Origin of the sequence: Providencia sp. PROV024 (genome assembly GCF_032709665.1) — a bacterium.
GTDB classification, from domain to species: Bacteria; Pseudomonadota; Gammaproteobacteria; order Enterobacterales; family Enterobacteriaceae; genus Providencia; species Providencia huashanensis.
Map to the genome: position 1 here is coordinate 104991 of NZ_CP120546.1, position 20486 is coordinate 125476.

The following is a 20486-nucleotide window of genomic DNA, read 5'->3' on the forward strand; positions in this document are numbered from 1 at the left end:
AGTAATTCATCATGAACATGAAGTCGATTTTGAACCAAACACTTGAGACGCTGAAAGAGAAAGGGGTCTGTGCTGACAATCTGCGAAAAGTCACGGCCCCCTCAGAGCTCATCACACAGCTGATCTCAACGCTGGCTAACCTGTCCGGTGATTACAAAGGCAGCTATTCCCCGGCTCCTGACTATCAAGGTTTGTTGCGCCAATTTAATGCCCTCCAGCAACTGAACGTCTCATTCGGCAAGCAACTGACTTTCTACCGTGAAAAAGCCAAGCAAGACAGAGACAATCCGGCTGAACTCAAGCGACTTCAAGATGAAGTTAACTCTGAGCGTGGGGCTAACGAGCAGTTGACAGCTGAAAATGAGCGCCTTCGTGCTGAACGACTGGAAGCGGATGCGGAAACGGAAAGACTCAAGGCGTTGGTGCTGACGCTGGGAGGGAACCCAGAGGCATGGGAAAGGAATGCACTATGACCGTTAATTCAGCGGCTGATCTGGCAATTACATTGAACGTCAGTGAAGCCGAAGCAACTCAGTTTGCACTCACTACTTGCCATCTTATGTTACAGCAGCCTGAATTACTGGCCGGGGATATTCTGCATTTTGCACAGCACGGAGCCTGGCTGGAGAATACAGATAAGCCCCTGCTCAAAGGTGAACCCGATACAGAAAGTGTGTTGATGGGGATGCGCGTTCTGATCTACAAATTGGGTAAGCACGAAGGTCCTAACGGTAAAGCCCGCCAGATGTACGACATGATGCGGCGGCTCGGATATTTTACTATGGCGGATTGTCTGCGTTAACAGAAGGCGATGGGGTCAAGTGACCCCATTTATTTTGTGAAGCCATAATACTTCACTTATCCTAAATAATTCGCTGTTTTGCTATTCGTCACCAGTTTGGGTCGAGGTAGTCTAATTATGACTACTTACTAAATTATAGGGATCCGACATGACCACAACTCTGAATCAGCAAGCGGCACCAAAGAAGCGTACCTTCAAAGATCTGCCAGGCTTCGACATCTCTGCAAATGACATGCTGCGTATCATCGATGCGCCTTGCATGATCATTAAGCGTGGTAACGTTCAGTTCAAAGTATTGGAAATGTTGACCCTGACCCTGGTAGGGGACAACCTGAGCGCGCTCGGTGTTGATTACAATACCGGGCAAGTGATCTCCCGTGGAGTGGTCCATAAAGCCAACGGTGATATGGTGGCCTCTGTACCTGCAACCCATATCAGCACCTTGTTCCGTAACATGAAAGGTGAAGAAACCGTGAATGTACGATGCGACCAAGACCGAAATCGCCTCATCATTCGTACCGGCAAAAATGCTTACAACATTCCTCTGTGTATGGACACAATCCCGGTTGTAGACGAGTCCGATTTGACAGCCAAGTACAGCATCACTTTCCCTGCCAATATGCTGCATCGAACCTTGCAACGTGTCATGCACTCTGCGGGTAAGAATGACGTTCGCCATTACATGAATGGGGTTTTCCTGAGTCTGGATAAAAATACCTTCAACGCCGTCGCGACCGATGGGCACCGAATGTCTGTAATGACTCAAGACGTACTGTTTACGAACGAACCACAAGAAGAGATCGTGACACCAGTAGCCCCTGCATCTCTGTCTGGGACTTCTTCTGGGGTCATCCTGCCGATCGAAGTATGTCCTATCCTCATGAAGTTGCTGGGTGCAAACCAAGGAAATTTCCGTATTGACTACAGCGAAAGTTACCTGACCTTTAACCTGGGTGATGTCACCTTGGTCTCCAATCTGATTAATGGCAGCTATCCCGATTGGCATCGTGTTGCAGGTGTTGTTAAGCACAATACAGAGAAGTTCAGCATAAATGCCTTGGTGCTCCGTGACGCATTAAGCCGTGCGCTGCCGCTCATCAATGCAGGCGCAGTCAGTAAGAATGCGAACAGTACAGGCGTATTCGTTTTCAAAAGTAATGCGCTGATGATTAAGTCCCCTAATCAAAACCTGATCGAGTGCAAGGAAGTGCTGGATATCGAAAAAGTGGCAGGGGAGCAGGAAGACAAAATTGAAATCGGCATCAACTGCGAATACCTGCTTCGCGCACTGAATAGCTTGATCTCACATTCAGACGAAGAAACAGAAATAACTGTTGCCCTGAAAGACACGGTAACAGGGTTGGAAATCGGCTTCGGCGATGACTGCTGCGACATCATCATGCCAGTCAGATTCTAACAAGTCGCACTAACTGTTTGTTTTGTTAACCAAAAGCAATCGCACGTCAATCGTGCAAAGCTGCTGGCATTTCCCACTGAAAAACAACGACAAATTGACCGCCTTTTCGAAGGGAATGGGAAACGTCAACGGTTATGATGAGAGCACTTTCTCCCGCATGGGTAACATTTATTTTTCAAAAGTTACCTCTTGCTCCACCAGCAATAAAGAAACTTGAGGATTTTACGTGGAACTGAAGCAATACCATGAAGAAGCCCTTCGCACCGAATCGGTGATCCCTAACATCAGCGGCGTGAGTGTGCCTCACCTGTATCTGTTGTTGTCAGCGGCTCACTCACTGGGTGAAATGCTGGACCAGTTTAAAAAAGGTATTTTTTACCGTAAACCGATTGACATTAATCGCTTTAAAAAAGGCCTGGCCGACCTGCAAGACCTGATCGGCACGCTTTCGCCGGAGTCCATTTCCGCTGATGAGCTGCATGACGACACCAACACCATGATGATGACTGGTTTTGACGGCAAAGCACACAATATCGGCCTCGGTTCCCTGGGTGCAATCGACTCGCGCATTCTGCATGCCTCTCTGGGTGTGTTTACTGAATCCGCAGAAATCTGCAAAGCGCTGGTGAACACGATTGAAGGACAGTCGCTGGACCTGGTTAACCTGTCTGAAGAGTTCGGCGACCTGAACTGGTATAGCCTGGGTGTTTTCCCATCGGCCTCCGGTATCCATTATGGCCGTATTCTGGAAACCAATATCGTCAAGCTGGCCGTCCGTTATCCAGAGAAGTTTGAAGCGTTCCTGGCACACGATGAGAACCGTAATCTCGTCGAAGAGCGCAAAGCGTTGGTAAACGGCATCAAGTAAGCCTTATCCATTCATGTGGGCAACGTGGGGTTGCCCGCTTTCTATGGTGAAATAATGAATACAGTTCTGAAGTGGGTTGGGGGTAAGCAAGGCGTCATGGCTCAGCTGAAGTTGGCGCTGCCAAAGGGTGCCCGTCTGATCGAACCTTTCTGTGGTTCGGGTGCAGTGATGATGAATACCGCGTATTCAAACTACGTACTGGCTGACATCAACGCCGACGTAATCAACACTTACGACACCATCCGCAACGCTGCTGAAAGCGTTATTGCTGCACTGTCTGAACTCTATGCTACGTGCCGTACTCGCGAACACTACGATGCGATCCGTAAAGAATTTAACGAACGTACAGCTGAGCCAGTCCGTATGGCCGCGATGTTCATCTACATGAACCGCCACGGGTATCGTGGTCTGTGCCGGTACAACAAGCGTAAAGGGGAGTTTAACGTACCCTGGGGCGATTACCGCAAACCCTATCTGCCAGAGAAAGAAATCCGCTACATGGCTGACCGCCTTGCAAATGTGGATCTGCTTTGCGCAGGCTATGAAGAAACGCTGAAACTGGCCGGTGAAGGTGACGTGGTCTACTGTGACCCGCCTTATGTCAATCCGGGCAAATTTACAGGTTATCACGCAAGCGGATTCTCTGAAGCCCAACAACGCGAGCTGGTGGGCATTTTGAATACTCTGCCGGAGGAAGGGGTGCATGTGGTGGCTTCCAGCCATGATGCCGAGAACATCCGCGAGATGTATGCCGGATTCGCAGTTAAAGGGTTTTCTGCCCCACGCAGTGTTTATAACGGAACGGGGGAAGGGAAAAAGGCGAATGAAATTATCGCTATCCGTCGGGCTGTATCTTCCGGCAAGACCTCAGCATGACCGTGCCGGTGTTTGAAATTCCACCGCTCAAGGATCCTCTAACTGAGCGATTCTGCGATGAAATTGCCATCATTCACCGGTATGACCCTGCTGAAGCTAGTCGCCAATACCTTGAATTTATCAAAGACAACAATGTGGTGTATTGGGTGCAATTGGCTATTCGTGACCGCATCCAGTACCTGTCAAAACAAAAATCAAAGGGCAAGCCCCTTCTGATTAAAAATCATAGTGAGGGAGCTATGCCTCTTTTTCGTCCCAAAAGTGTCGTGGTGTACCGCATCACCCGCCAGATTGACTTCAGTAACATCACAGAACAACTGAAACCCTTCATGTTTCAGCCGTGCGGCCCGCAGGATATGGCGCGCACTGGTTGGGTCAGCCCGCTGGGTGAAGAGTACGAAGAGCTTACTCACCAGGCGAATGGCCTCATTCTGCTGACTCAGCGTAACGAGAGCAAAATCATTCCTCCGGCCACGGTAAAAGAGCTCGTGCGCCAGCGTGTGACCAAGCTGGAAAAAGAGCAAAATCGTCGTCTGAAACGCACAGAAATTTCAGCGCTGAACGACCTGGTGCTAGGGGAATTGCTACCCAAAGCACTGAGTAAATACGCCAACATGAACATGTGGATTGATCCCAAATCCCGGCTGATCATAGTGGATACCACCAGCTTTAAACGCGCTGAAGACGCGGCAGCGCTCCTGCGTAAAACACTGGGCACTCTGCCTATCATACCTTTCACGTTAGAAACTCCGGTTGAGCTGAAGCTGACCGAGTGGGTTCGCTCTTCCGAGCTGCCTCCAGGCCTGGCGTTGTGCGATGAAGCGACCCTGGAAGCTATTCTGGAAGACGGTGGCGTTGTGACGACAAAACGACAAGATCTGGTTTGCGATGAGATTGCTAACCACATCGAAGCTGGCAAGTTGGTCACTAAGCTGGCGATGAGCTGGATGGAGCAACTTAATTTCGTCATCAACGACAGCTTTGTCATCTCAAGGCTGAACTTTGCTGACGCCCTCATTGAGCAAAACGATGATATTGATCGTGAAGATGAAGTGCAGAGGTTTGATGCAGACTTCGTTTTGTTTACCGGAGTCATTATGGAGCTCCTTGATCAGTTAATTGCTGCGTTCGGCGGGGAAGCTAAGTCCTCAACTGAAGCTGACGGGGGTGACAAAGAGGAAGGCGATGAAAGTGGTGAGGCGGCCGATAACAGCGAGCTGGATGACGACGAATAACGTGTAACCATACCGGGTATGAATTAGGTAATCGAAACCGAAGGTAACGTCTAATGCTTCGTTGGACTGAAGAACAGCAACGCGAATACGAACAGAGAATGGGCCGGAGCGCGAGTTCAAAATCGGTACCAAAGAAAGACGTGCAGCCTGTAACGCCCATCCAGCAAAGCCTTGAGTCTGCACCCGCAGAGTTGACAGCAAAGCTACGGACCCAAGCGCTGGGGCGGTTGCGAACGGGCACAATGAATAAAACAGAAGCACGCTACGCCGAACATCTGAAATGGCGTATGCATGCTGGTGAAGTCGCCTGGTTCAAGTTCGAATCAATCAAACTGCGCCTTGCCGACAAAACAACGTATACAGCGGACTTTTTCGTCATGCTGACCTCGGGTGATCTGGAGGTGCATGAAGTGAAAGGGCATTGGGAAGAGGACGCGAGAGTCAAGATAAAGCTTGCAGCAGAACACTATCCCTTCCGTTTTCTGGCCGTGAAATGGCTCAAAGATGAGGGAGGTTGGAATTTTGAAGACTTCTCTCCGTGGTACAACAAGGAAAATCCATGAGCGTAACTGATAGCGTGGTAAAGCAATTTTTCGAAACCTGGTTCTTATCCACGGAGCGCAAGAAGCGCAATGACGATACTTGGCAACCGCCCGTCGAGGGGCAAATGGATCCCTCCATGTATCACGTTCGCAAGGATGCGGCCTATGAAGCGTGGTTTGCCCGCAGCGATTACCCGCTGTTGAGTGCCAAAGCCATGACTTTGCCGGAAGAGATGTATCGATATTTGCAGAATGTCCGCAAAGCGCGTGAAGCCGAAATTAATAAAGAGCGCCCGCCTGCGGTACTGCGGGACTTGGGCGTTTCTTCACTTAGGGACCTGGCTGACTACCTGATCCGCAACGACATTGCGGTCAGGCCGGTATAACAGGAATTACTCACCAAGACAGGCACGGGGGTGCGTCATGTCTTTCAAGATGATTGGATTGGCCGTATTTATTGCAGGTGTATTAGGGTTGGCCTACTTACTGTTTTTTACCGGGAAGTCGGAAAAAAAACCGGGCGGCGAAAAGGGGAGCCGGAAGCCAACGCTCGACGAGTTGTTTCCCATTGATGCCGAAACGGGTGAGCGAATTTATCAAAGGGAAGATCACGAAGGCGTGATATCCAGTGATGACGAACTGACTCCGGCCATTTACGTTGGGTACAAACGCCATAAATTTATTCTCCCGCGCGATGCCAGCAATCTGTACTCTCGCCTGATTGAGATGTTTGCCGACCAATATGCGGTTGCACCACGCGTCAGAGTGACCGACATTATTCAGGCCGAAGAAAAGGATTTTGAGAGCCAAAGTCTGGACGTCAAAAGTGCCATGCAGTTTATGTCGCGAATGAACTTTAACTTTGTTCTAAGCGATGTGCATAGCGGCGAAATTGTACTGGTCATGCTGACTGAAGAGCGACTGGCCGAATCTGAGAACAGTGCATTTCTGATTGGCCTGCTCAGCCACCTGAATATCCCGCTCTACCGCTACGAGCGCCTGGCAGATATCAGCGATAACGATCTCGCGATAGATATATCGGAGACCATCTCCGACGGTCAATTCGAATAAACCAAATGAAAGCCCGACTTGTTCGGGCTTTGTCGATTCTGAACTACTGATATCATGTATTTGTGAGATCACTTAAAGGGGGCGTGGAATGTCTCAATCCTATAGATATTGGACAGGTAACCTGTATACCGGATCCACGGTATTCATTCAGCACCAGGACGGTCATCTTTCCAAAGGTGAGGTCGTTAATGTTGCCGAACAACGGTTCATTGTTGCTGGCATTTCCTCTCCCTTTGATAAATTCACAGCAACCAGCATAGAAGGCGTTGTTGCACTACCTGATGAGTATGATGTCCGCGAACGCTATAGCATTCAGCGGCAGCGGGATTATCTGACACACCTGGATATATCGGCGCTTTCTTCTCATCAGATCAAACATCTCTATGCAGGTTTGCATCTCGCAAAGCGTGCTGGTGGAGGTGTATTGCCTGGCATGCCGATCGTTGAAACCCCGGAAGGGATATGTAGATATATACAAGAATTAAACCTAAGCACCTTGAGTGAAATTCAAGTGATGTACATGTTGGCTGGCTTAAAAATTGCCACGAAAAGTTAAAAAGAGGTTTTTATGACTACTCCTGAGCGGCCTCCTAAAAGAGCTCCGCGCCGTAAAAAAAACACGCGCAAAAAGCAAAAACACTGGTCGTACACAATTACGTCAAGGGAGTTCCTGATTGCATTTCTTTTGGTCTTGCTTGTGGCCGGGCTTTCCGTGATTTATTACTTGCGTTCGACAACCTTGATCACCACCTGGGATGTTGGCACGGTCACGCAGCCTGTTGTTCGAGCCTCAAATGAAACGGGCACTGGTTTGAAGACTGATTTCCAGACCACAAAAGGCCAATTTACTGTTCAGCTACAGATCTTCCCCAATCCGGGTCTGCCGCTTGAATTGCGCCAGTACCATCGCGGGAATTTCAAACTTTGCTATTTGATGGGTGACTACGAATATCAGTCTGGAAATGCCCTGTGCTTTGACATCCCGACAAGTGATGGCCTAACCATGAGCAGCAAATTGTAGTACCTGGAAAATTCAGTCAGCGGCACAAGCCGAAGTAAAATCGGCATTACAACCATTCCTGAGGAAGTGAAAATGAGCCAGTCACTGATAGCGCAACGCATTCATACCCAATTACCACCGAACTCGGTTGAGGGAGCTATTCAGGCGCTTGAAAATGTAGCCTTGCGATCGGGCGCGGACGTGTTAACTGTGACCATAATGCGCAACACGACCTACGCGAAGTTGGAAGAATACAGCGATGTGTTATCTCTTTCGCCAGAGCGGATCCTTCAGTCACTGGAGGGTATTCGAGGTCATGATGCACCGGCTCAGTTCTATAACGAGCAGCGTCTGCCGGAAATTTGCGATGCTTATATCTGGCCGACCGCTGAAGACTTTCGCGAGGCCCTCATGGAAGGCGGCTCTACGCCGGTATTCCTTTGCCCGAACTGCAATCAAGAGTCCGATCATGAAAGTGAATGCACCGCGCTGATCACGAATAAACGTGGTATACGCGTAAAATGTGGCTGGATCTTAAACCCGACCTCAGATACTCTACGTAACAGTATAAAAATACTCATACAAGCAGAGTTTTTGAACAACCTCCAGCTCCATCATACGTTTCGCCCCAAAGGAGTCGCTCTCCCGACGCGGGTTTGTTTCGATGAGTTCGGTGAGGATGTTGAAGACGACGTGTGTTGAGAGATAATAAGTAGTACCTCATTTTAATAGATGCCTCGTTAGGACGAGGCTTTTTTTTTGACTTTTTCCCTTCGTCAGCGGTTAGTCCCACCGGATAATAATTCTATTTCCAGTGAGGTACCCCATGACAAGTTTAGCCATCTACGAACCCAACCCCGCCACTGAATTTCAGCCGATACTTCCTCTGTATCAAGCTATAGATGGTCATCATGCCGGTATAACCCCACACGAAGGGTTTCGTCTGTTCAACGCACTTACGCAACTACTCGCAGAATACCACGATGCACGTAGCGAAATTGACTCATTGCACCTCGTCGTTATGGGTAAACGTCATAGCCAGGCATTTCGTTATTTTACTGACGGATGTAACAACTCGATAGGGACAACATTGGCCGTTGATTGTCTGTTTGATCTCCAGCGAGCCACCTGCGCATTGGATGAGTCCTTCTGGCAAAAAGTATTGGATCTCACTGGTGTACGTAATTTTATGCCAACCGCCCGGAAAGACGAGTGGTACAACACGCTTAGGCAGTGGCGCAAAGCATCTCCAGATCGACTTGCCGCCCTACGGCCTGTTGCCTTCACAGAAGAGAATGTGCTCGCCACTGCAAAAAGCCTGACCACTGAGAAAAAAGATTATTTCGCAGAAATGGTCGAAGGCGTATTCAAAAAACTGTCAGTGTTTCACAAAACTAACAAGGCTCAAGGTTTTAGTCCGAAGATGGTGATCACCAATTGCCTGCCATGCCGCGACTATAAACGCGGTTATGACAATATGGATTACCTCAGCGATCTGCGTAAAATCATCGGCCTCATGCAAGGCCGTCCTGGCGCTGAAATCGTGAATAAGTGGGCGTTGGAGCAATCCCTCAGCAGTAACGTGGGAGAATGGATATCGGTAGACGGTGGCGCGCTGACCTGTAAAGGCTTCCTTAACGGCAATGTACATATTCAGGTCTCCGAGACTGTTTGCGATGACCTCAATACGGTACTGGCTTACCGTATGCCAGGCCTCATCCCTCAATTCAAAGAGAGAGGAAAAACCAACAAGGCACCTCGAAACACGCAATACACGGGCGATTTAATTGATTACCGGATTGCGTTCCCAACCTGCACAGAATTGGCTGAAATGGCCCGAAACAACCAACACAGTGCGAAGCAATATGGTGCGGCTCCATTTACTATCGTGATGCCCCGACCATACCAATACACCGACTTGGTAAAAAAGGAACTTGATAGTATCTTCCGTATCCTTGGCGCGGTGGAGGTAAAGCCTGAAGTCTACGAGTTTGAATTCTGGCCGATGGACGCGTTTAAAGCGATCGCAATCAGTGGTACCTTGCCCGACCAAAAAACACATCAGTTCTACCCTACAACGGGGGACCTCCAGAAAGCGGCTATGGACGAATGCGACCCGCGTGAGGGTGATACTTTACTTGAACCCAGCATCGGCTTTGGTGCGCTACTTCGCAATTTGCCAGAAGGTGTTAAGGTGATCGGGGTCGAGGCAAACAATGTCGCAGCCATGTGCTCTCGCTTGCGCTGGGATACCCACCAGCAAGATTTCCTCAGTACCACGGTAACGCAACTGGGCCTATTTGAGCGTGTGTTAATGAATCCTCCATACTCCGACAATCGTTGGAAATTGCACCTACAGCATGCGCAGCAGTTTGTTAAGAGTGAAGGGCGTATTGTGGTTATCTTACCTGGAAGCGCTACTGACGAAAGTATTCAGGCGTTGATAGATCGTGAGTGTGATGTACATCAGGTCGGCCAATATGAAAATGCCTTTGAAGGAACTGGAGTGCAAGTTAGACTATTTACTATTGATTTCCATTAATATTCTCGGCCGTTAATGGGATTTGCCATAACGGCCGCACTGGTAAACCTATGAGTAAAACCGACTACGTTCTCCGAGCATTATCAAAAATTTCACACAAGCGCTGGGAGCACTACATCATTAATAGAATCTTTCACAAGTTGGATGATCCGCAGCTTGAGTTCGTTTGCCAGCAGTGCATCCGTAAGGAAGGAGAATCTGGAAAGATTTACCTTGCTGATCTGCTTTTCCCTCAACTTAAGCTGTATCTTGAGATAGACGAAGCACACCATGACAGCGATGATGCAAAAAAGGCTGACGGTATTCGTCGGTTAGATATTTTGGAAGCGACCGGATTTATTGAAAAACGCATTCCGACCAATAACCTAACCCTGGATGCCATCAATCAACTCGTTGACGAATTTATCCAGTTCGTCAGGGATAGAAAAGCCCAGCTGGAAATGCAAGGTTTGTTCCTCTCCTGGGACTATGAAGAACGCTATACTGCTCAAAAACATATTGATGCAGGTTTCCTGGAGGCGGGACCTTACGCTGTATTCAGATATCATCGTGATGCTTTACAGTGCTTTGGCTATGGAGATAAAGGCCACCATCAATCAGGAGGCTGGCGATTACCCAAAGCCGCTGTAGAAGCAATAGGGTTGACCGGGGATGTGATGGTTTGGTTTCCACGTTTATACAAGGCAGGAGAATGGGATAATTCACTTTCCATTAATGGCGATCTGATAAGGGAAGAAAGCCTTAATCCTGAGCGTAACTATAAGGAAACATGGTGTTACCGCATCGTAATGGCTCATTCGCGCGATGAACTGAATCGAACGCTATATCGATTTCTGGGGGTTTTCACCCAAGACGAGTCTGAATCAACTGAAGGCGTTAATGTTTTCAAGCGGGTAGATACACGCGTGAAGGTTTTTTCAGGGCAAAAATAGCACCGCGTTTTGTCGCCCATTTTACTTCGTCACAGGTTCACCTCATCTTAAAATGACGTCACACATAGGCAGGCATGTGGGTTCCAATGCCTGCCTTTTTTTATCTGCTGTTCATTTTTCTTCAGGACAATAGCGTGACTCAGTTTGTAAATTTGCGTGGAAAGCGACTGGCTTTCTCAGCCAATGAATCAACTTGCATTCCTCCTGGTGCTTCAGGCCTTATCTACCCGCAAGGGGCAGGGTTTATCATCACCGATGAGCAGGGGGCTGAAAGACTCTTCATCGAACATGACAAAGCCACAGGTATCTCCTGGTTCTTGAAAGTTGGCCGTCGTGGCGTTCGTCGCTGGTTTGAGCCGACTAACGATGAAACGCTCTATCATTTTGGGTTAGATGTTCTCGACTATAGCGCCTCGATCATTCTTGCCGGTCGTGTCCACCAGCAGTGTAAAAAGTACCTATCAATGACAGCCTCGAAATAAATCATCCTCCATTCTGCGTTGAAATTCTGAAAGAAAAGGAGGTCATTTCGATCTCCTTTGCATTCTTTGTCAGCAGTAGTTGCATGAGACAATTAACCCATTCGAAACCATTTAGGAAGAGTCATGGGTAACTTTAAATATTGGTTAAAGCTGGTGGTATACCGCTTCACATTGAGCAACGAAGATCTGGCCCAGTGCCTGGCTGACCGTCAGAGCATGGACGAGTTTCGCCGTAAAGCCTCGGATGTGAAGCAGCGTATGAAACTGCATGAACTCGCCGGGGGGCGTTGCAATGAAGATGGTGGGGAGGGAGTCCCGTTAACATTCCAGGGCGTTACTCTTAAGGCCTATCGTCCTGCCGAACGGACCGCCTTGCTCTCAACAACCTCTAACTCCAACGTTGTTGACCTCAATACCCGCCGAAAGCGCCGTGACCTCACCAATGTTATTTCCCACGCTTCGCCTCAAAAGCGTTGCGGCCAATAACCAACCTTCAAATAAGGGATGTCCAATGTCCAAAATGCGACACGCGAAAGTTAGCACCCGTTCGATCAAATCCATTTTCACCGAAACGTGTAAATCCTTTTTGAGCCCTTACGGTTTGCTCATGTTGATAGTCCCGACCTTTATCGGCGGAGGATTGCTTTCTTTGCTAATGCAGCGGCTTTCTATGGCCGATATCGGCTTTTTTATCCTCCAACCTGTTTTCATCACCTCGCTGGTGATGATGACCCTGACACAACAGAAAATCACGGGCAAAAGACTGCCATTTAAAAATCACATTCGGAACCTGATTGTGACTTTGTTTACTGGCCTTATTGCCACACTCTTGCTGGTATTTGTGCTTTGGTGCCTCAGCCTCTACATGCCGACAGCCAGCGCTGCCGCAAGTAATGCTCAAGTACCAGTACCGTTATCAACCCCTCCAGCCGTTCAGTCCCAGGGGTTCTTTTCATTGTTCCCAGTCTACTTCAACATGTACAGTCTGGTGACGTTCACGACCTTGCTCGTCCTGCCAATGATGATCATGTTCGTGGGGGCTGTAGTGTGTTGTGAAGGGGCGTTGTTCAGCAACTTCAAGGCCGTCGTCTTGGCCGTGTTCCGCAATGTCAGCATCATGATTGCCACTTCCATGCTATCCCTTGCCATGTTCGCACTGTGGTCGTACACGTCACTTAATAGTGACTGGCTGGTTTACACTGCGATCGTGCCCATTGCGCTAATCACTGCGGCTATCCATCGCATTGCCGTGCTGGCTTTACCCGTCGAAATGAAACCGTGAGGTTAACAATGAAAAGTTCTATCGCTATATTCATCGCGGTGCTCTCTCTGGGGTCTATTCCGGCTCAATCTGCACCTTTGCCGAAAGAATCCATAGGCGAAATTGCAGGCTCGCATGGCGCTGTACTCGCCGCAATCGCACAGTGCCGAGCCTACATTGAAAGCCCCAGTTCGCGCGGCAAAGAAATTGCCCGACAAATGCAGCGGGCGTTATCTAAAGCGCTAGGTGCTGAACAGGATTCTGATGAAAGGGCGCAGGCAATGACCGACTATATGCAGGAAACCGTTGAGAAATACACCGGCCAGCTAAAAACTCAGTTCGATGAGATCGGCGCAAGTTCAGATTTTCGTCGCGAGAAATGCGAGCAACTGATTGCCGGGAGCATTGCGCGTGCTGAACAAATAGACATCAAGCACGGGGTTAAATGATGATGTATGTGCTGATCGCGGCTGTCCTGATCTTGGTCCGTTTACTGTATGTTCAGGACAATAAAAACCGCGATTATCAATGGAAAATCACCAATGAAATGATAGTTAAGAGTGACGCTCTTAGTATCGTGATATCACCACATCACATTGGTGCGATGCCTGTATTGATCAGGGCATTGGTGAGAAGCCTTGAACACAACCGTGCTGCGGCCACGGCTTATCTACAACTTAATATTCCAATCAGCCCTGAAGCCAATGTCGCCGCATGTGAACTTCGATACGCGCAGGCCAGCGCTAAGCAAGCCCTATGTCGTGTCATCCTGTTGCTTACTGAATTGGAGAGGAAAGGGCAAATAGTTCGTCGGCTGGTGGACGATTTTCGAGCAACGGATTTGGATGCCGATGATGTCTTTACCGCTTTGGATGAACGCTACCCCTCTGATGAGCAACACACACCATTCATGCGTTTAAGCGATGTAATCCCAGGGCACTGGAACATAGGCGGTCAGCAATGAATAAGTTTCGCATTACCCATACATACGCCACCCGAAAAGATGATTTTTACGCAATAGAAACCATGATGAACTTGCACCAGGTGGATCTGGCTGTTGCTTACCTTCAGTTCATGCACTTCAACCTGCCGACCTTCAATTTCCTCAATGACGGGTTATGTGAATTGGATGTCATCGTGTTAATGCACCGTATATACGGCGCAAATATCATTACTGACCGCACTGCAATCAAGGCAGAGGTTGATCTCTATGTGAACTGGGAACATCAGTTAAGTCGCATTCATAAGACACTTCCTGAGTTACACGAGATAGCAAGGCCCGGCGTAAATGAAGGTATCCTGTTCCACCTGTGGGAAATGGGTAATCGGATCTTGCCGATGCTTAAGCAAACCAACCAGGCCTTGTACGATGAAGCCCTTCTTCAACTGCCACGTATTGATAGAGTGCTCAAAGGAACCTCTGTTGACCCCGCATGGGGCTGGGAATCTTTCGATGGCGAACGATGTGATGGTAATCTATATACCAAGCAGTCAACCCCTGACTTCCTTGTGAGGCTTTTTTGATGAATCGCCTAAGTGAGTTACCAAAAGGCGCTTTTTGGCCGCACTTGCTTGATGCTATTCGGCGCGATGTCTATGCCCAATTTGGTGGTGTTCTGGCCGTCCGGCAAGATGAAGTCAAGCGCGGCGTATCAACACCAGAGCTGGCTGCTACGCTGTTGAACGAGTACGCTTCCGGCCTTTGTATGTCTCTCGACATTGTCGGTGTGGAGCACGATTTACCACGAATGATGGCCGAGGCGGTCCGCAGTATCGACCCTAACTTCATGCTCAACACTACTCGCCGCTGGAAAGGTGCATCGATTATTTATACGGAACAGAAATGAACATTAAAAAATTGTTTGCCGTTAAAAAACCTTGCGCAAATTGTCCGTTCAGAACGACGGGAGGGATCCCGTTGACAGAGGGCCGTCTGGATGACATTAAGCGCACATTGCTTTCTTCTGATCAGGAGGTTTTTTTCTGCCACAAGACAACCTACCAGGGCGGTGCTGAAGACAGAGAGGAAGGGCAGTATCAGTCTTCAGGCCGTGAATCCTATTGTATGGGAGCAATGGCTTGGCTGTATGCAAATAACCAATTAAATCTTACAACCCGATTAGGTCTCCTTCTAGGCAACGTTGCCATTGACGAACTGGAAGTCGCCACAAAGGTCATTAATACCACTGCCCCATAAAAACTACCCTGTTGTGTAGGTTAAACCTGTAAGAATTGGCTATATGCTTTGAGCGTCCTAGCCAAAACAACCATCTCACAGGTTTAACGATGAATTTCTTACATCATGCATCTTCCGCACCGCTATGTAACAGCACTCAGCACGTCTTAGATAAACTAAACATGCATCACAGGGTTGTTCAAATGAGCGATTCCGATGGTGTAATGTCTCTATTCAGTGAACATCCCATTTCTAACAATGTCATCTATCACTCCCTGGGGGAGTGCTCAGACCCAGAGGCTGCATTTTTAAAACTCACGACTCAATTTCTTGAGCTTGAGCAGGCAGGAAAAACTGTTCTGAGCCTAATTCACTCAGACAATCTACCAGCAGTAGCCGCAGCGCTGAATGCCGGACTCAGTCCCAGTGGATTGATAGCGTTTAAAGATCCCAGGGGCGCTGATATCGATATTGTTGAACTGCATTATTCCAGCGCTAAATCTGGTCACGAATCCTTCACTCCATTCCCGCAAGAAGGCCTTACCGATGGCGTGGTAACGCTACGCATTTCAGCCCGACCCGATGGGCATCGTATGTTCCAAGACCACTACGACTCTGTCACTCGTTTTTGGTCTATCTATCCTGACATCCCATTCTCTCAGTTTGATAAAGACTGCCGTCTGGCAGGCCTATATTGGCTACTGGGGGAAAAAATGATGCTGTCTATTTTCGAAAATGAGACACAAGAATTAATTGGTCGGATCAGCCTTCGGCCTGTAGTGCCACCCAAGGTTGGTGATGTTGGCTACGGCGTTTTTTCAGGGTTCAGAGGAAAGGGGTATGCATCTCAGGCCCTGAAATTGCTTTCTGAGTGGCTGATGACTGATGGAGGATTTAATCGCCTTGAATTAGGAGTTAAACCCGAAAATGTGGCCTCCAAAAAAGTCGCGCTCAAGGCAGGCTATGTACATGAAGGAGTCAGTAAACACAGACTAATTAATCAAGATGGCACTTTCAGTGACCAACTAAGTTACGTCAAAACCAAACTCTGAAACACCAACCTTTCAACATAAGAGAATACCATGAAAGAAGATTTCCTTAGCTATATTGCATCGCGTGTAGATGGTGAGTGCGTTGTCAGGGCAAAACGGCTACCAGATAACGTCAGTGCTTTTCGACGTAGAAAAATTAAAGGCATTTTACGTCCAAACTCACTCATAGACCTCCAGCAAATAGTGATAGGTGCAAGTGAGTTTCCTAACACCCGGCTGCATCCTGTCAGCATTGGGTACAACTGGGGCCTGGGCTCTAGGGAGGATGTTGCGGACGGTAGCTACCTTGTTGAGTTACAAAAATTAAATGCAGTACGGAAAATTGATACAGACCAAGGCTGGGCAATTATTGAGCCTGGCGTGACCCAAGGCGAACTGTCTGAGCTGTTAATCGGCACCCAAAAAATGTTGAACATTACAGCATCTTCCGCTCACTCCAGCTTCCTCGGCAATGCCTTGGACAGAGGGGTGGGACTTCGTCATCAACGAACTGAAGACCTTGTCGGCATTGAAGTCCTGTTGCCGACGGGAAAAATCATCCGTGTTGGCTGGTGGCCCGGAAGTGTTGAAACGCCTATATACCCGCATGGTGTAGGCCCCTCATTAGTGCAGTTTTTTACGCAATCTAGTTTTGGTGTTGTTACGGCAGGGGTAATAAAACTACATACCCGCCCTGAAAGTACACATGTAGTCCGATTTAACTTCAGCCGAAAGTTGCTTTCACCAGCAATACAAACATTGAAGAAATGGGTGGCTAACGGCCTGAGTAGCGGCGTATTGAAGATCTATGACACCACGGCCAACTCAACCTATGGCGGTAGTGACGGATTATATACCGTTCACTTGTGTGTGGACGGTCTATCTGACGATGTCTCGCAACGAATCGGTTTGATTAAAAAATTGTGCGAATCTTCGCAGGTATTTACAAATGTGACATCGAATTCGGTAACTGAAGGTAATTATCCTGGGCCTGATGTGATCGCTAATTTGGTTGAAGCTGCCCATGTTGGCGATTCATCCCTAAATGACACTCTGCTTAGAAAAACGCTGGGAGCTAGACACGACAAAGTTGATACAGGTGGCACTGGCTGGATCTTTTTCCTTCCGTTGATTCCTTTCACTGCTGATGCGCTGGAAATGGCCTATCAGCTAATTGATGAAGTTCACAACGAAACCGGAGTTCTTTGCGGGGCTACGATCAACGCCCTTAGTGGTGATGTCATAGACCTGGTTGTCTCAATCGCTTTTAAGAAAAGCGAAAAAGAGTCGGCAGATTCATTGACCGCTTTAAGTAAATTACATGAAAAATTTACGGCGCAAGGATTTATCCCTTACCGGCTAGGTGTTGAACATGCCAAGTGGGCGGATCCAATTACTCCTGGTGTGGGTGAAAGAAGCTTTGTTCGTGAATTAAAGCAATTCATTGACCCCAATAACATTATCAGTAATGACAGATATTTATAGGTGATCGCAATGCACGCAATCTCATTCGAATCATTGTTACTTAATGCAAAAAAGCTGGCAAAGGAAGTTTCAGCTGAAGGTGGTGTACTTGAAGAACAGCGCCGACTACCTCCCCATATTGTTAACAAACTCAGGGAGATTGGCGTATTCAGGATGAATTTCCCATTAGGATGGGGAGGGCTGGAATTAACCTCACCTCAGCAAACCCAGGTTATCGAGCAACTGGCTATTGGTGATGCTGCTGTGGCTTGGTGTGCAATGATCGGCAGTGACTCAGGTATTTACTCAGGCTTTATAGATGAGCCTGTGGCGCGTGATATGTTCACCGTTGACTCGATTACGGCAGGCTGGATACATCCTCAAGGTAAAGCAGAGATAGTGCCTGGTGGATATCGTGTTTCCGGCCGCTGGCGGTTTGGCAGTGGCTTAAGTCATTGCGATATACTCAGCGCAGGGTGTTTCGTTTATCAGGATGGTAATCAGGTCGTTGATCGCCACGGAGCGCCAATTTGGCGGGTTATGATGGCAAAACCTGATGAGTACGAATTACACGATAACTGGCACACGACTGGTCTTGCCGGAAGTGGAAGTCGTGATTATGGTGCCAATAACATGTTCGTTCCCTACGAGCACAGTTTTAGTTTCAATGAGCCTTATCGCAAAGGGCCTTTACACGATGTTCCTGATGCTATCCTGCGCAACATGGCAGGAATACCACTCGGGATGGCGCGTGCTGCTCTGGACTATGCGATCAGCCTTGCTGAGCACAAATACGACCGCTCACTGTCGGTTTCGTGGAAAAAAAGTCCACGAGTGCAGGCGGTTCTTGCACGGTGTGAAATTGAGCTCTATAGCGCACGATGTGCCGTTTATTCATCACTGAATGAGCAATGGGATGGCCTTGTAGGTAAAGAGCCGCTGAGCAACGCTCACCGCATTACAGTTGCCCTGGCAAGGCAACAAGCATTCAAGGTTTCCCGTCAAATCATCTCAACCATTTATGACTTGGTGGGCGGTGCTTCGATATATAAAAACGAAACACCGATGGATAAATGGTTGCGCGACAGTTACACCATGAATCAGCACGCTGTTGCCAGTGAGTCTATTGTTCAGCAGTGTGGACAATTTCTACTAAACAACCATTCAAACAACCTGTTCATTTGATGTTTATTGGCTGGGTCATCCCCAGCCTTTAACGTGAGGCAAAAATGGTAACGGCAACTGTATCAAGCATGAGAGCTCTAAACTCTTACATCTATCGTGTAGTGATTCGACTTGAATCTGAACTAAATTATCAGCCCGGTCAATATGTTCAGGTTATTCTAAATTGCGGCCGATCTGGGTATTTTTCGATAGCTTCTCCCGAAAACTCAGGTGAGGTGATCGAGTTACATATCGCCGACACAAGGAAGCATGATAGTTTTCTCAAAAAACTAAAGGTCGGTGATGACGTTGTTGTTGCCGGGCCTATGGGGAACGCCTGGCTTCGTTCAGACAGCGGTAGGCCTGTCATCGTTCTGGCCTTTGGTTCTGGTTATTCTTATGCTCGCTCTATTTTACTCACTGAAGCAAATAAAGATTCGGAACGAAAGATAAGTTTTTACTGGGGTGTTCAGAATGAAAATGATTTTTATGAAAGAGATATTCTGGAGTCTCTACCTACGCGATTTACAGTGAATTTTCACCTGTTGAATCAAGCGCCAGGCTTCCCGGACATTATGAGTGCTTTGCTTGTGAAGTTATCAAATGCACATGCTTGCCTGGTGGATTACGATGTGTATTTGGTTGGTAAGCGGGATTACTGCTTGTTTGTTAGGGGCGAGATTTGTGAAAAACTCAGCGCGCTGCCCGAGCGGGTGTATGGTGACTCTTTCTGAAGCTATTTCTCCACTTAAAAATAGCCAGAAGTCTTTTTTAACGTAGTTATGGCTTGTCTCATATTGCTAGAATTCAATTTGGTTAGGATATTCTTAACGTGAAATTTTATAGTGTTCTCAGAAATTGATAGAGTCTGAGCGATCTCTTTGTAGGTTTTTCCATGTCCGGACAGTTGCAGCACCTGTAGTTCCCTGCTGCTAAGGATGTGTTGTTCTATTTCAGCCACTTCATTTTTTTTGGTTAACATCATCTCATGTAGGGTTATGATTTTTCTATATATATTATCATTTATTGGATGATGAGGTCGCTGGAGTTCGCTGGATGAATTGTCATTCCAAACACTAAAGGCCACTACGTTATCCATGTGGTCATGCAAAGGTATTGTGTATCCATTCAGTACACCAGGAATGGCATGGTCGGATATCTGAATATTTCTGACATCCTGATATGGTTTGCTACCAGCATCAGCCCAGTGAAAAGGCTGTATACTTTTTTTAGCACATGTCATGATAGGGTCTATGTGATGATATGATAGTTTTTCGTATCTAACCTGCCAGTGTGGTGGAAAGTTCGAGACGATTACGGAACCACCTTTTTTGCTTTTAGGCTGGACCGCATAGGAGAAGCCTTTGCATCCTAGCGCATCTGAAACCTTCAAAATTTGTTCAATAATATCAACGTCATCCAAGCTAAATAACCGTTTCACCGTAACCTCAGAGTACACAGCTATGACTACTCTTAGGATACCCGTCGTTCATTCAAAAATCATCATGATCTATGATAATGAAAGAATTCGTTACTTCTGAAAATTGATTTTTTTAGAATATTCAATTCTAATAAAATGTTCCTAAAAATATTTTGTTAGGTTAAAGTTCCGCGAGAATTTCA

General features: G+C 47.7%; 27 protein-coding genes. 26 read left to right on the forward strand and 1 reads right to left on the reverse strand.

The features are described 5' to 3' along the window. Positions 1–11: 11 nt before the first annotated feature. The 26 genes from P3L56_RS21600 (at position 12) to P3L56_RS21725 (ending at position 19597) form a co-directional block, all read left to right on the forward strand. Positions 12–473, forward strand: a complete 462-nt coding sequence (locus tag P3L56_RS21600; RefSeq protein ID WP_042847339.1) for a hypothetical protein — start codon at positions 12–14, stop codon at positions 471–473. Beyond that, positions 470–802 (forward strand): hypothetical protein, encoded by a 333-nt coding sequence (locus P3L56_RS21605; protein ID WP_166267808.1) that lies wholly within the window; start codon positions 470–472, stop codon positions 800–802. Before P3L56_RS21600 ends, P3L56_RS21605 begins: the two co-directional genes overlap by 4 nt. Positions 803–950: 148 nt before the next feature. Then, entirely contained in the window at positions 951–2219 is a 1269-nt protein-coding gene (locus P3L56_RS21610; RefSeq protein WP_226617165.1) for a DNA polymerase III subunit beta, read from the forward strand. A 226-nt stretch (positions 2220–2445) separates the two neighbouring features. Continuing rightward, a complete protein-coding gene (locus P3L56_RS21615; RefSeq protein ID WP_052219399.1) occupies positions 2446–3087 on the forward strand; it encodes a nucleoside triphosphate pyrophosphohydrolase family protein in 642 nt (213 codons plus the stop codon). A gap of 54 nt (positions 3088–3141) precedes the next feature. Then, on the forward strand, positions 3142–3963 hold the full coding sequence (locus P3L56_RS21620; RefSeq protein ID WP_166267806.1) for a DNA adenine methylase: 822 nt from the start codon (positions 3142–3144) through the stop codon (positions 3961–3963). 239 nt (positions 3964–4202) lie between these two features. Beyond that, the gene (gene rdgC, locus P3L56_RS21625) at positions 4203–5198 is read left to right on the forward strand and encodes a recombination-associated protein RdgC (protein ID WP_042847513.1); all 996 of its coding nucleotides are present in this window, start codon (positions 4203–4205) and stop codon (positions 5196–5198) included. A gap of 242 nt (positions 5199–5440) precedes the next feature. Beyond that, on the forward strand, positions 5441–5761 hold the full coding sequence (locus P3L56_RS21630) for a DUF1064 domain-containing protein (protein WP_052219416.1): 321 nt from the start codon (positions 5441–5443) through the stop codon (positions 5759–5761). After that, entirely contained in the window at positions 5758–6126 is a 369-nt protein-coding gene (locus P3L56_RS21635) for a hypothetical protein (protein ID WP_252501100.1), read from the forward strand. The genes P3L56_RS21630 and P3L56_RS21635 overlap by 4 nt, the downstream gene beginning before the upstream one ends. Positions 6127–6163: 37 nt before the next feature. Further along, complete coding sequence (locus tag P3L56_RS21640; protein WP_052219397.1) at positions 6164–6811, forward strand: DUF2726 domain-containing protein; 648 nt, start codon at positions 6164–6166, stop codon at positions 6809–6811. Positions 6812–6899: 88 nt separating this feature from the next. Further along, positions 6900–7367, forward strand: coding sequence for a hypothetical protein (locus tag P3L56_RS21645; protein ID WP_042847333.1), 468 nt, complete (start codon positions 6900–6902; stop codon positions 7365–7367). A 12-nt stretch (positions 7368–7379) separates the two neighbouring features. Beyond that, positions 7380–7832: a hypothetical protein gene (locus P3L56_RS21650; protein WP_042847331.1), complete on the forward strand. Its 453-nt coding sequence runs from the start codon at positions 7380–7382 to the stop codon at positions 7830–7832. Between the two features lie 72 nt (positions 7833–7904). Continuing rightward, entirely contained in the window at positions 7905–8513 is a 609-nt protein-coding gene (locus P3L56_RS21655) for a hypothetical protein (RefSeq protein WP_042847330.1), read from the forward strand. A gap of 124 nt (positions 8514–8637) precedes the next feature. Continuing rightward, a complete protein-coding gene (locus P3L56_RS21660) occupies positions 8638–10353 on the forward strand; it encodes a DUF4942 domain-containing protein (protein ID WP_052219395.1) in 1716 nt (571 codons plus the stop codon). Between the two features lie 50 nt (positions 10354–10403). Beyond that, the gene (locus tag P3L56_RS21665) at positions 10404–11285 is read left to right on the forward strand and encodes an AbaSI family restriction endonuclease (protein WP_042847328.1); all 882 of its coding nucleotides are present in this window, start codon (positions 10404–10406) and stop codon (positions 11283–11285) included. A gap of 86 nt (positions 11286–11371) precedes the next feature. Next, the gene (locus P3L56_RS21670; protein WP_191901253.1) at positions 11372–11767 is read left to right on the forward strand and encodes a hypothetical protein; all 396 of its coding nucleotides are present in this window, start codon (positions 11372–11374) and stop codon (positions 11765–11767) included. Positions 11768–11890: 123 nt separating this feature from the next. Next, positions 11891–12253: a hypothetical protein gene (locus tag P3L56_RS21675; protein ID WP_042847325.1), complete on the forward strand. Its 363-nt coding sequence runs from the start codon at positions 11891–11893 to the stop codon at positions 12251–12253. A 25-nt stretch (positions 12254–12278) separates the two neighbouring features. Further along, positions 12279–13049, forward strand: a complete 771-nt coding sequence (locus P3L56_RS21680) for a hypothetical protein (RefSeq protein ID WP_042847323.1) — start codon at positions 12279–12281, stop codon at positions 13047–13049. Positions 13050–13057: 8 nt separating this feature from the next. Then, positions 13058–13477, forward strand: coding sequence for a hypothetical protein (locus P3L56_RS21685; protein WP_042847321.1), 420 nt, complete (start codon positions 13058–13060; stop codon positions 13475–13477). 2 nt (positions 13478–13479) lie between these two features. Further along, positions 13480–13992, forward strand: a complete 513-nt coding sequence (locus P3L56_RS21690) for a hypothetical protein (protein WP_210814695.1) — start codon at positions 13480–13482, stop codon at positions 13990–13992. After that, positions 13989–14552 (forward strand): hypothetical protein, encoded by a 564-nt coding sequence (locus tag P3L56_RS21695; RefSeq protein ID WP_042847318.1) that lies wholly within the window; start codon positions 13989–13991, stop codon positions 14550–14552. The genes P3L56_RS21690 and P3L56_RS21695 overlap by 4 nt, the downstream gene beginning before the upstream one ends. Beyond that, positions 14552–14875: a hypothetical protein gene (locus tag P3L56_RS21700; RefSeq protein WP_042847315.1), complete on the forward strand. Its 324-nt coding sequence runs from the start codon at positions 14552–14554 to the stop codon at positions 14873–14875. Before P3L56_RS21695 ends, P3L56_RS21700 begins: the two co-directional genes overlap by 1 nt. Before the next feature lie 71 nt (positions 14876–14946). After that, entirely contained in the window at positions 14947–15225 is a 279-nt protein-coding gene (locus tag P3L56_RS21705) for a hypothetical protein (protein ID WP_226617167.1), read from the forward strand. Positions 15226–15407: 182 nt separating this feature from the next. Continuing rightward, entirely contained in the window at positions 15408–16256 is an 849-nt protein-coding gene (locus P3L56_RS21710; RefSeq protein ID WP_166267800.1) for a GNAT family N-acetyltransferase, read from the forward strand. Between the two features lie 30 nt (positions 16257–16286). Further along, the gene (locus P3L56_RS21715) at positions 16287–17720 is read left to right on the forward strand and encodes an FAD-binding oxidoreductase (protein ID WP_072035188.1); all 1434 of its coding nucleotides are present in this window, start codon (positions 16287–16289) and stop codon (positions 17718–17720) included. Between the two features lie 9 nt (positions 17721–17729). Then, positions 17730–18884, forward strand: coding sequence for an acyl-CoA dehydrogenase family protein (locus tag P3L56_RS21720; protein ID WP_042847312.1), 1155 nt, complete (start codon positions 17730–17732; stop codon positions 18882–18884). 44 nt (positions 18885–18928) lie between these two features. Continuing rightward, positions 18929–19597, forward strand: a complete 669-nt coding sequence (locus tag P3L56_RS21725) for a hypothetical protein (protein ID WP_042847309.1) — start codon at positions 18929–18931, stop codon at positions 19595–19597. A gap of 14 nt (positions 19598–19611) precedes the next feature. Here P3L56_RS21725 and P3L56_RS21730 read toward each other — a convergent pair whose 3' ends face one another. Beyond that, positions 19612–20304 (reverse strand): helix-turn-helix transcriptional regulator, encoded by a 693-nt coding sequence (locus tag P3L56_RS21730; RefSeq protein WP_042847308.1) that lies wholly within the window; start codon positions 20302–20304, stop codon positions 19612–19614. Positions 20305–20486: the final 182 nt, after the last annotated feature.

What these genes read in the sequence shown, in the direction of transcription:
- P3L56_RS21600 (WP_042847339.1), top strand. Translation starts at nt 12, where the DNA reads ATGAACATGAAGTCGATTTTGAACCAAACACTTGAGACGCTGAAAGAG.
- P3L56_RS21605 (WP_166267808.1), top strand. Translation starts at nt 470, where the DNA reads ATGACCGTTAATTCAGCGGCTGATCTGGCAATTACATTGAACGTCAGT.
- P3L56_RS21610 (WP_226617165.1), top strand. Translation starts at nt 951, where the DNA reads ATGACCACAACTCTGAATCAGCAAGCGGCACCAAAGAAGCGTACCTTC.
- P3L56_RS21620 (WP_166267806.1), top strand. Translation starts at nt 3,142, where the DNA reads ATGAATACAGTTCTGAAGTGGGTTGGGGGTAAGCAAGGCGTCATGGCT.
- rdgC (WP_042847513.1), top strand. Translation starts at nt 4,203, where the DNA reads ATGCCTCTTTTTCGTCCCAAAAGTGTCGTGGTGTACCGCATCACCCGC.
- P3L56_RS21630 (WP_052219416.1), top strand. Translation starts at nt 5,441, where the DNA reads ATGAATAAAACAGAAGCACGCTACGCCGAACATCTGAAATGGCGTATG.
- P3L56_RS21635 (WP_252501100.1), top strand. Translation starts at nt 5,758, where the DNA reads ATGAGCGTAACTGATAGCGTGGTAAAGCAATTTTTCGAAACCTGGTTC.
- P3L56_RS21640 (WP_052219397.1), top strand. Translation starts at nt 6,164, where the DNA reads ATGTCTTTCAAGATGATTGGATTGGCCGTATTTATTGCAGGTGTATTA.
- P3L56_RS21645 (WP_042847333.1), top strand. Translation starts at nt 6,900, where the DNA reads ATGTCTCAATCCTATAGATATTGGACAGGTAACCTGTATACCGGATCC.
- P3L56_RS21650 (WP_042847331.1), top strand. Translation starts at nt 7,380, where the DNA reads ATGACTACTCCTGAGCGGCCTCCTAAAAGAGCTCCGCGCCGTAAAAAA.
- P3L56_RS21655 (WP_042847330.1), top strand. Translation starts at nt 7,905, where the DNA reads ATGAGCCAGTCACTGATAGCGCAACGCATTCATACCCAATTACCACCG.
- P3L56_RS21660 (WP_052219395.1), top strand. Translation starts at nt 8,638, where the DNA reads ATGACAAGTTTAGCCATCTACGAACCCAACCCCGCCACTGAATTTCAG.
- P3L56_RS21665 (WP_042847328.1), top strand. Translation starts at nt 10,404, where the DNA reads ATGAGTAAAACCGACTACGTTCTCCGAGCATTATCAAAAATTTCACAC.
- P3L56_RS21670 (WP_191901253.1), top strand. Translation starts at nt 11,372, where the DNA reads ATGCCTGCCTTTTTTTATCTGCTGTTCATTTTTCTTCAGGACAATAGC.
- P3L56_RS21675 (WP_042847325.1), top strand. Translation starts at nt 11,891, where the DNA reads ATGGGTAACTTTAAATATTGGTTAAAGCTGGTGGTATACCGCTTCACA.
- P3L56_RS21680 (WP_042847323.1), top strand. Translation starts at nt 12,279, where the DNA reads ATGTCCAAAATGCGACACGCGAAAGTTAGCACCCGTTCGATCAAATCC.
- P3L56_RS21685 (WP_042847321.1), top strand. Translation starts at nt 13,058, where the DNA reads ATGAAAAGTTCTATCGCTATATTCATCGCGGTGCTCTCTCTGGGGTCT.
- P3L56_RS21690 (WP_210814695.1), top strand. Translation starts at nt 13,480, where the DNA reads ATGTATGTGCTGATCGCGGCTGTCCTGATCTTGGTCCGTTTACTGTAT.
- P3L56_RS21695 (WP_042847318.1), top strand. Translation starts at nt 13,989, where the DNA reads ATGAATAAGTTTCGCATTACCCATACATACGCCACCCGAAAAGATGAT.
- P3L56_RS21700 (WP_042847315.1), top strand. Translation starts at nt 14,552, where the DNA reads ATGAATCGCCTAAGTGAGTTACCAAAAGGCGCTTTTTGGCCGCACTTG.
- P3L56_RS21710 (WP_166267800.1), top strand. Translation starts at nt 15,408, where the DNA reads ATGAGCGATTCCGATGGTGTAATGTCTCTATTCAGTGAACATCCCATT.
- P3L56_RS21715 (WP_072035188.1), top strand. Translation starts at nt 16,287, where the DNA reads ATGAAAGAAGATTTCCTTAGCTATATTGCATCGCGTGTAGATGGTGAG.
- P3L56_RS21720 (WP_042847312.1), top strand. Translation starts at nt 17,730, where the DNA reads ATGCACGCAATCTCATTCGAATCATTGTTACTTAATGCAAAAAAGCTG.
- P3L56_RS21725 (WP_042847309.1), top strand. Translation starts at nt 18,929, where the DNA reads ATGGTAACGGCAACTGTATCAAGCATGAGAGCTCTAAACTCTTACATC.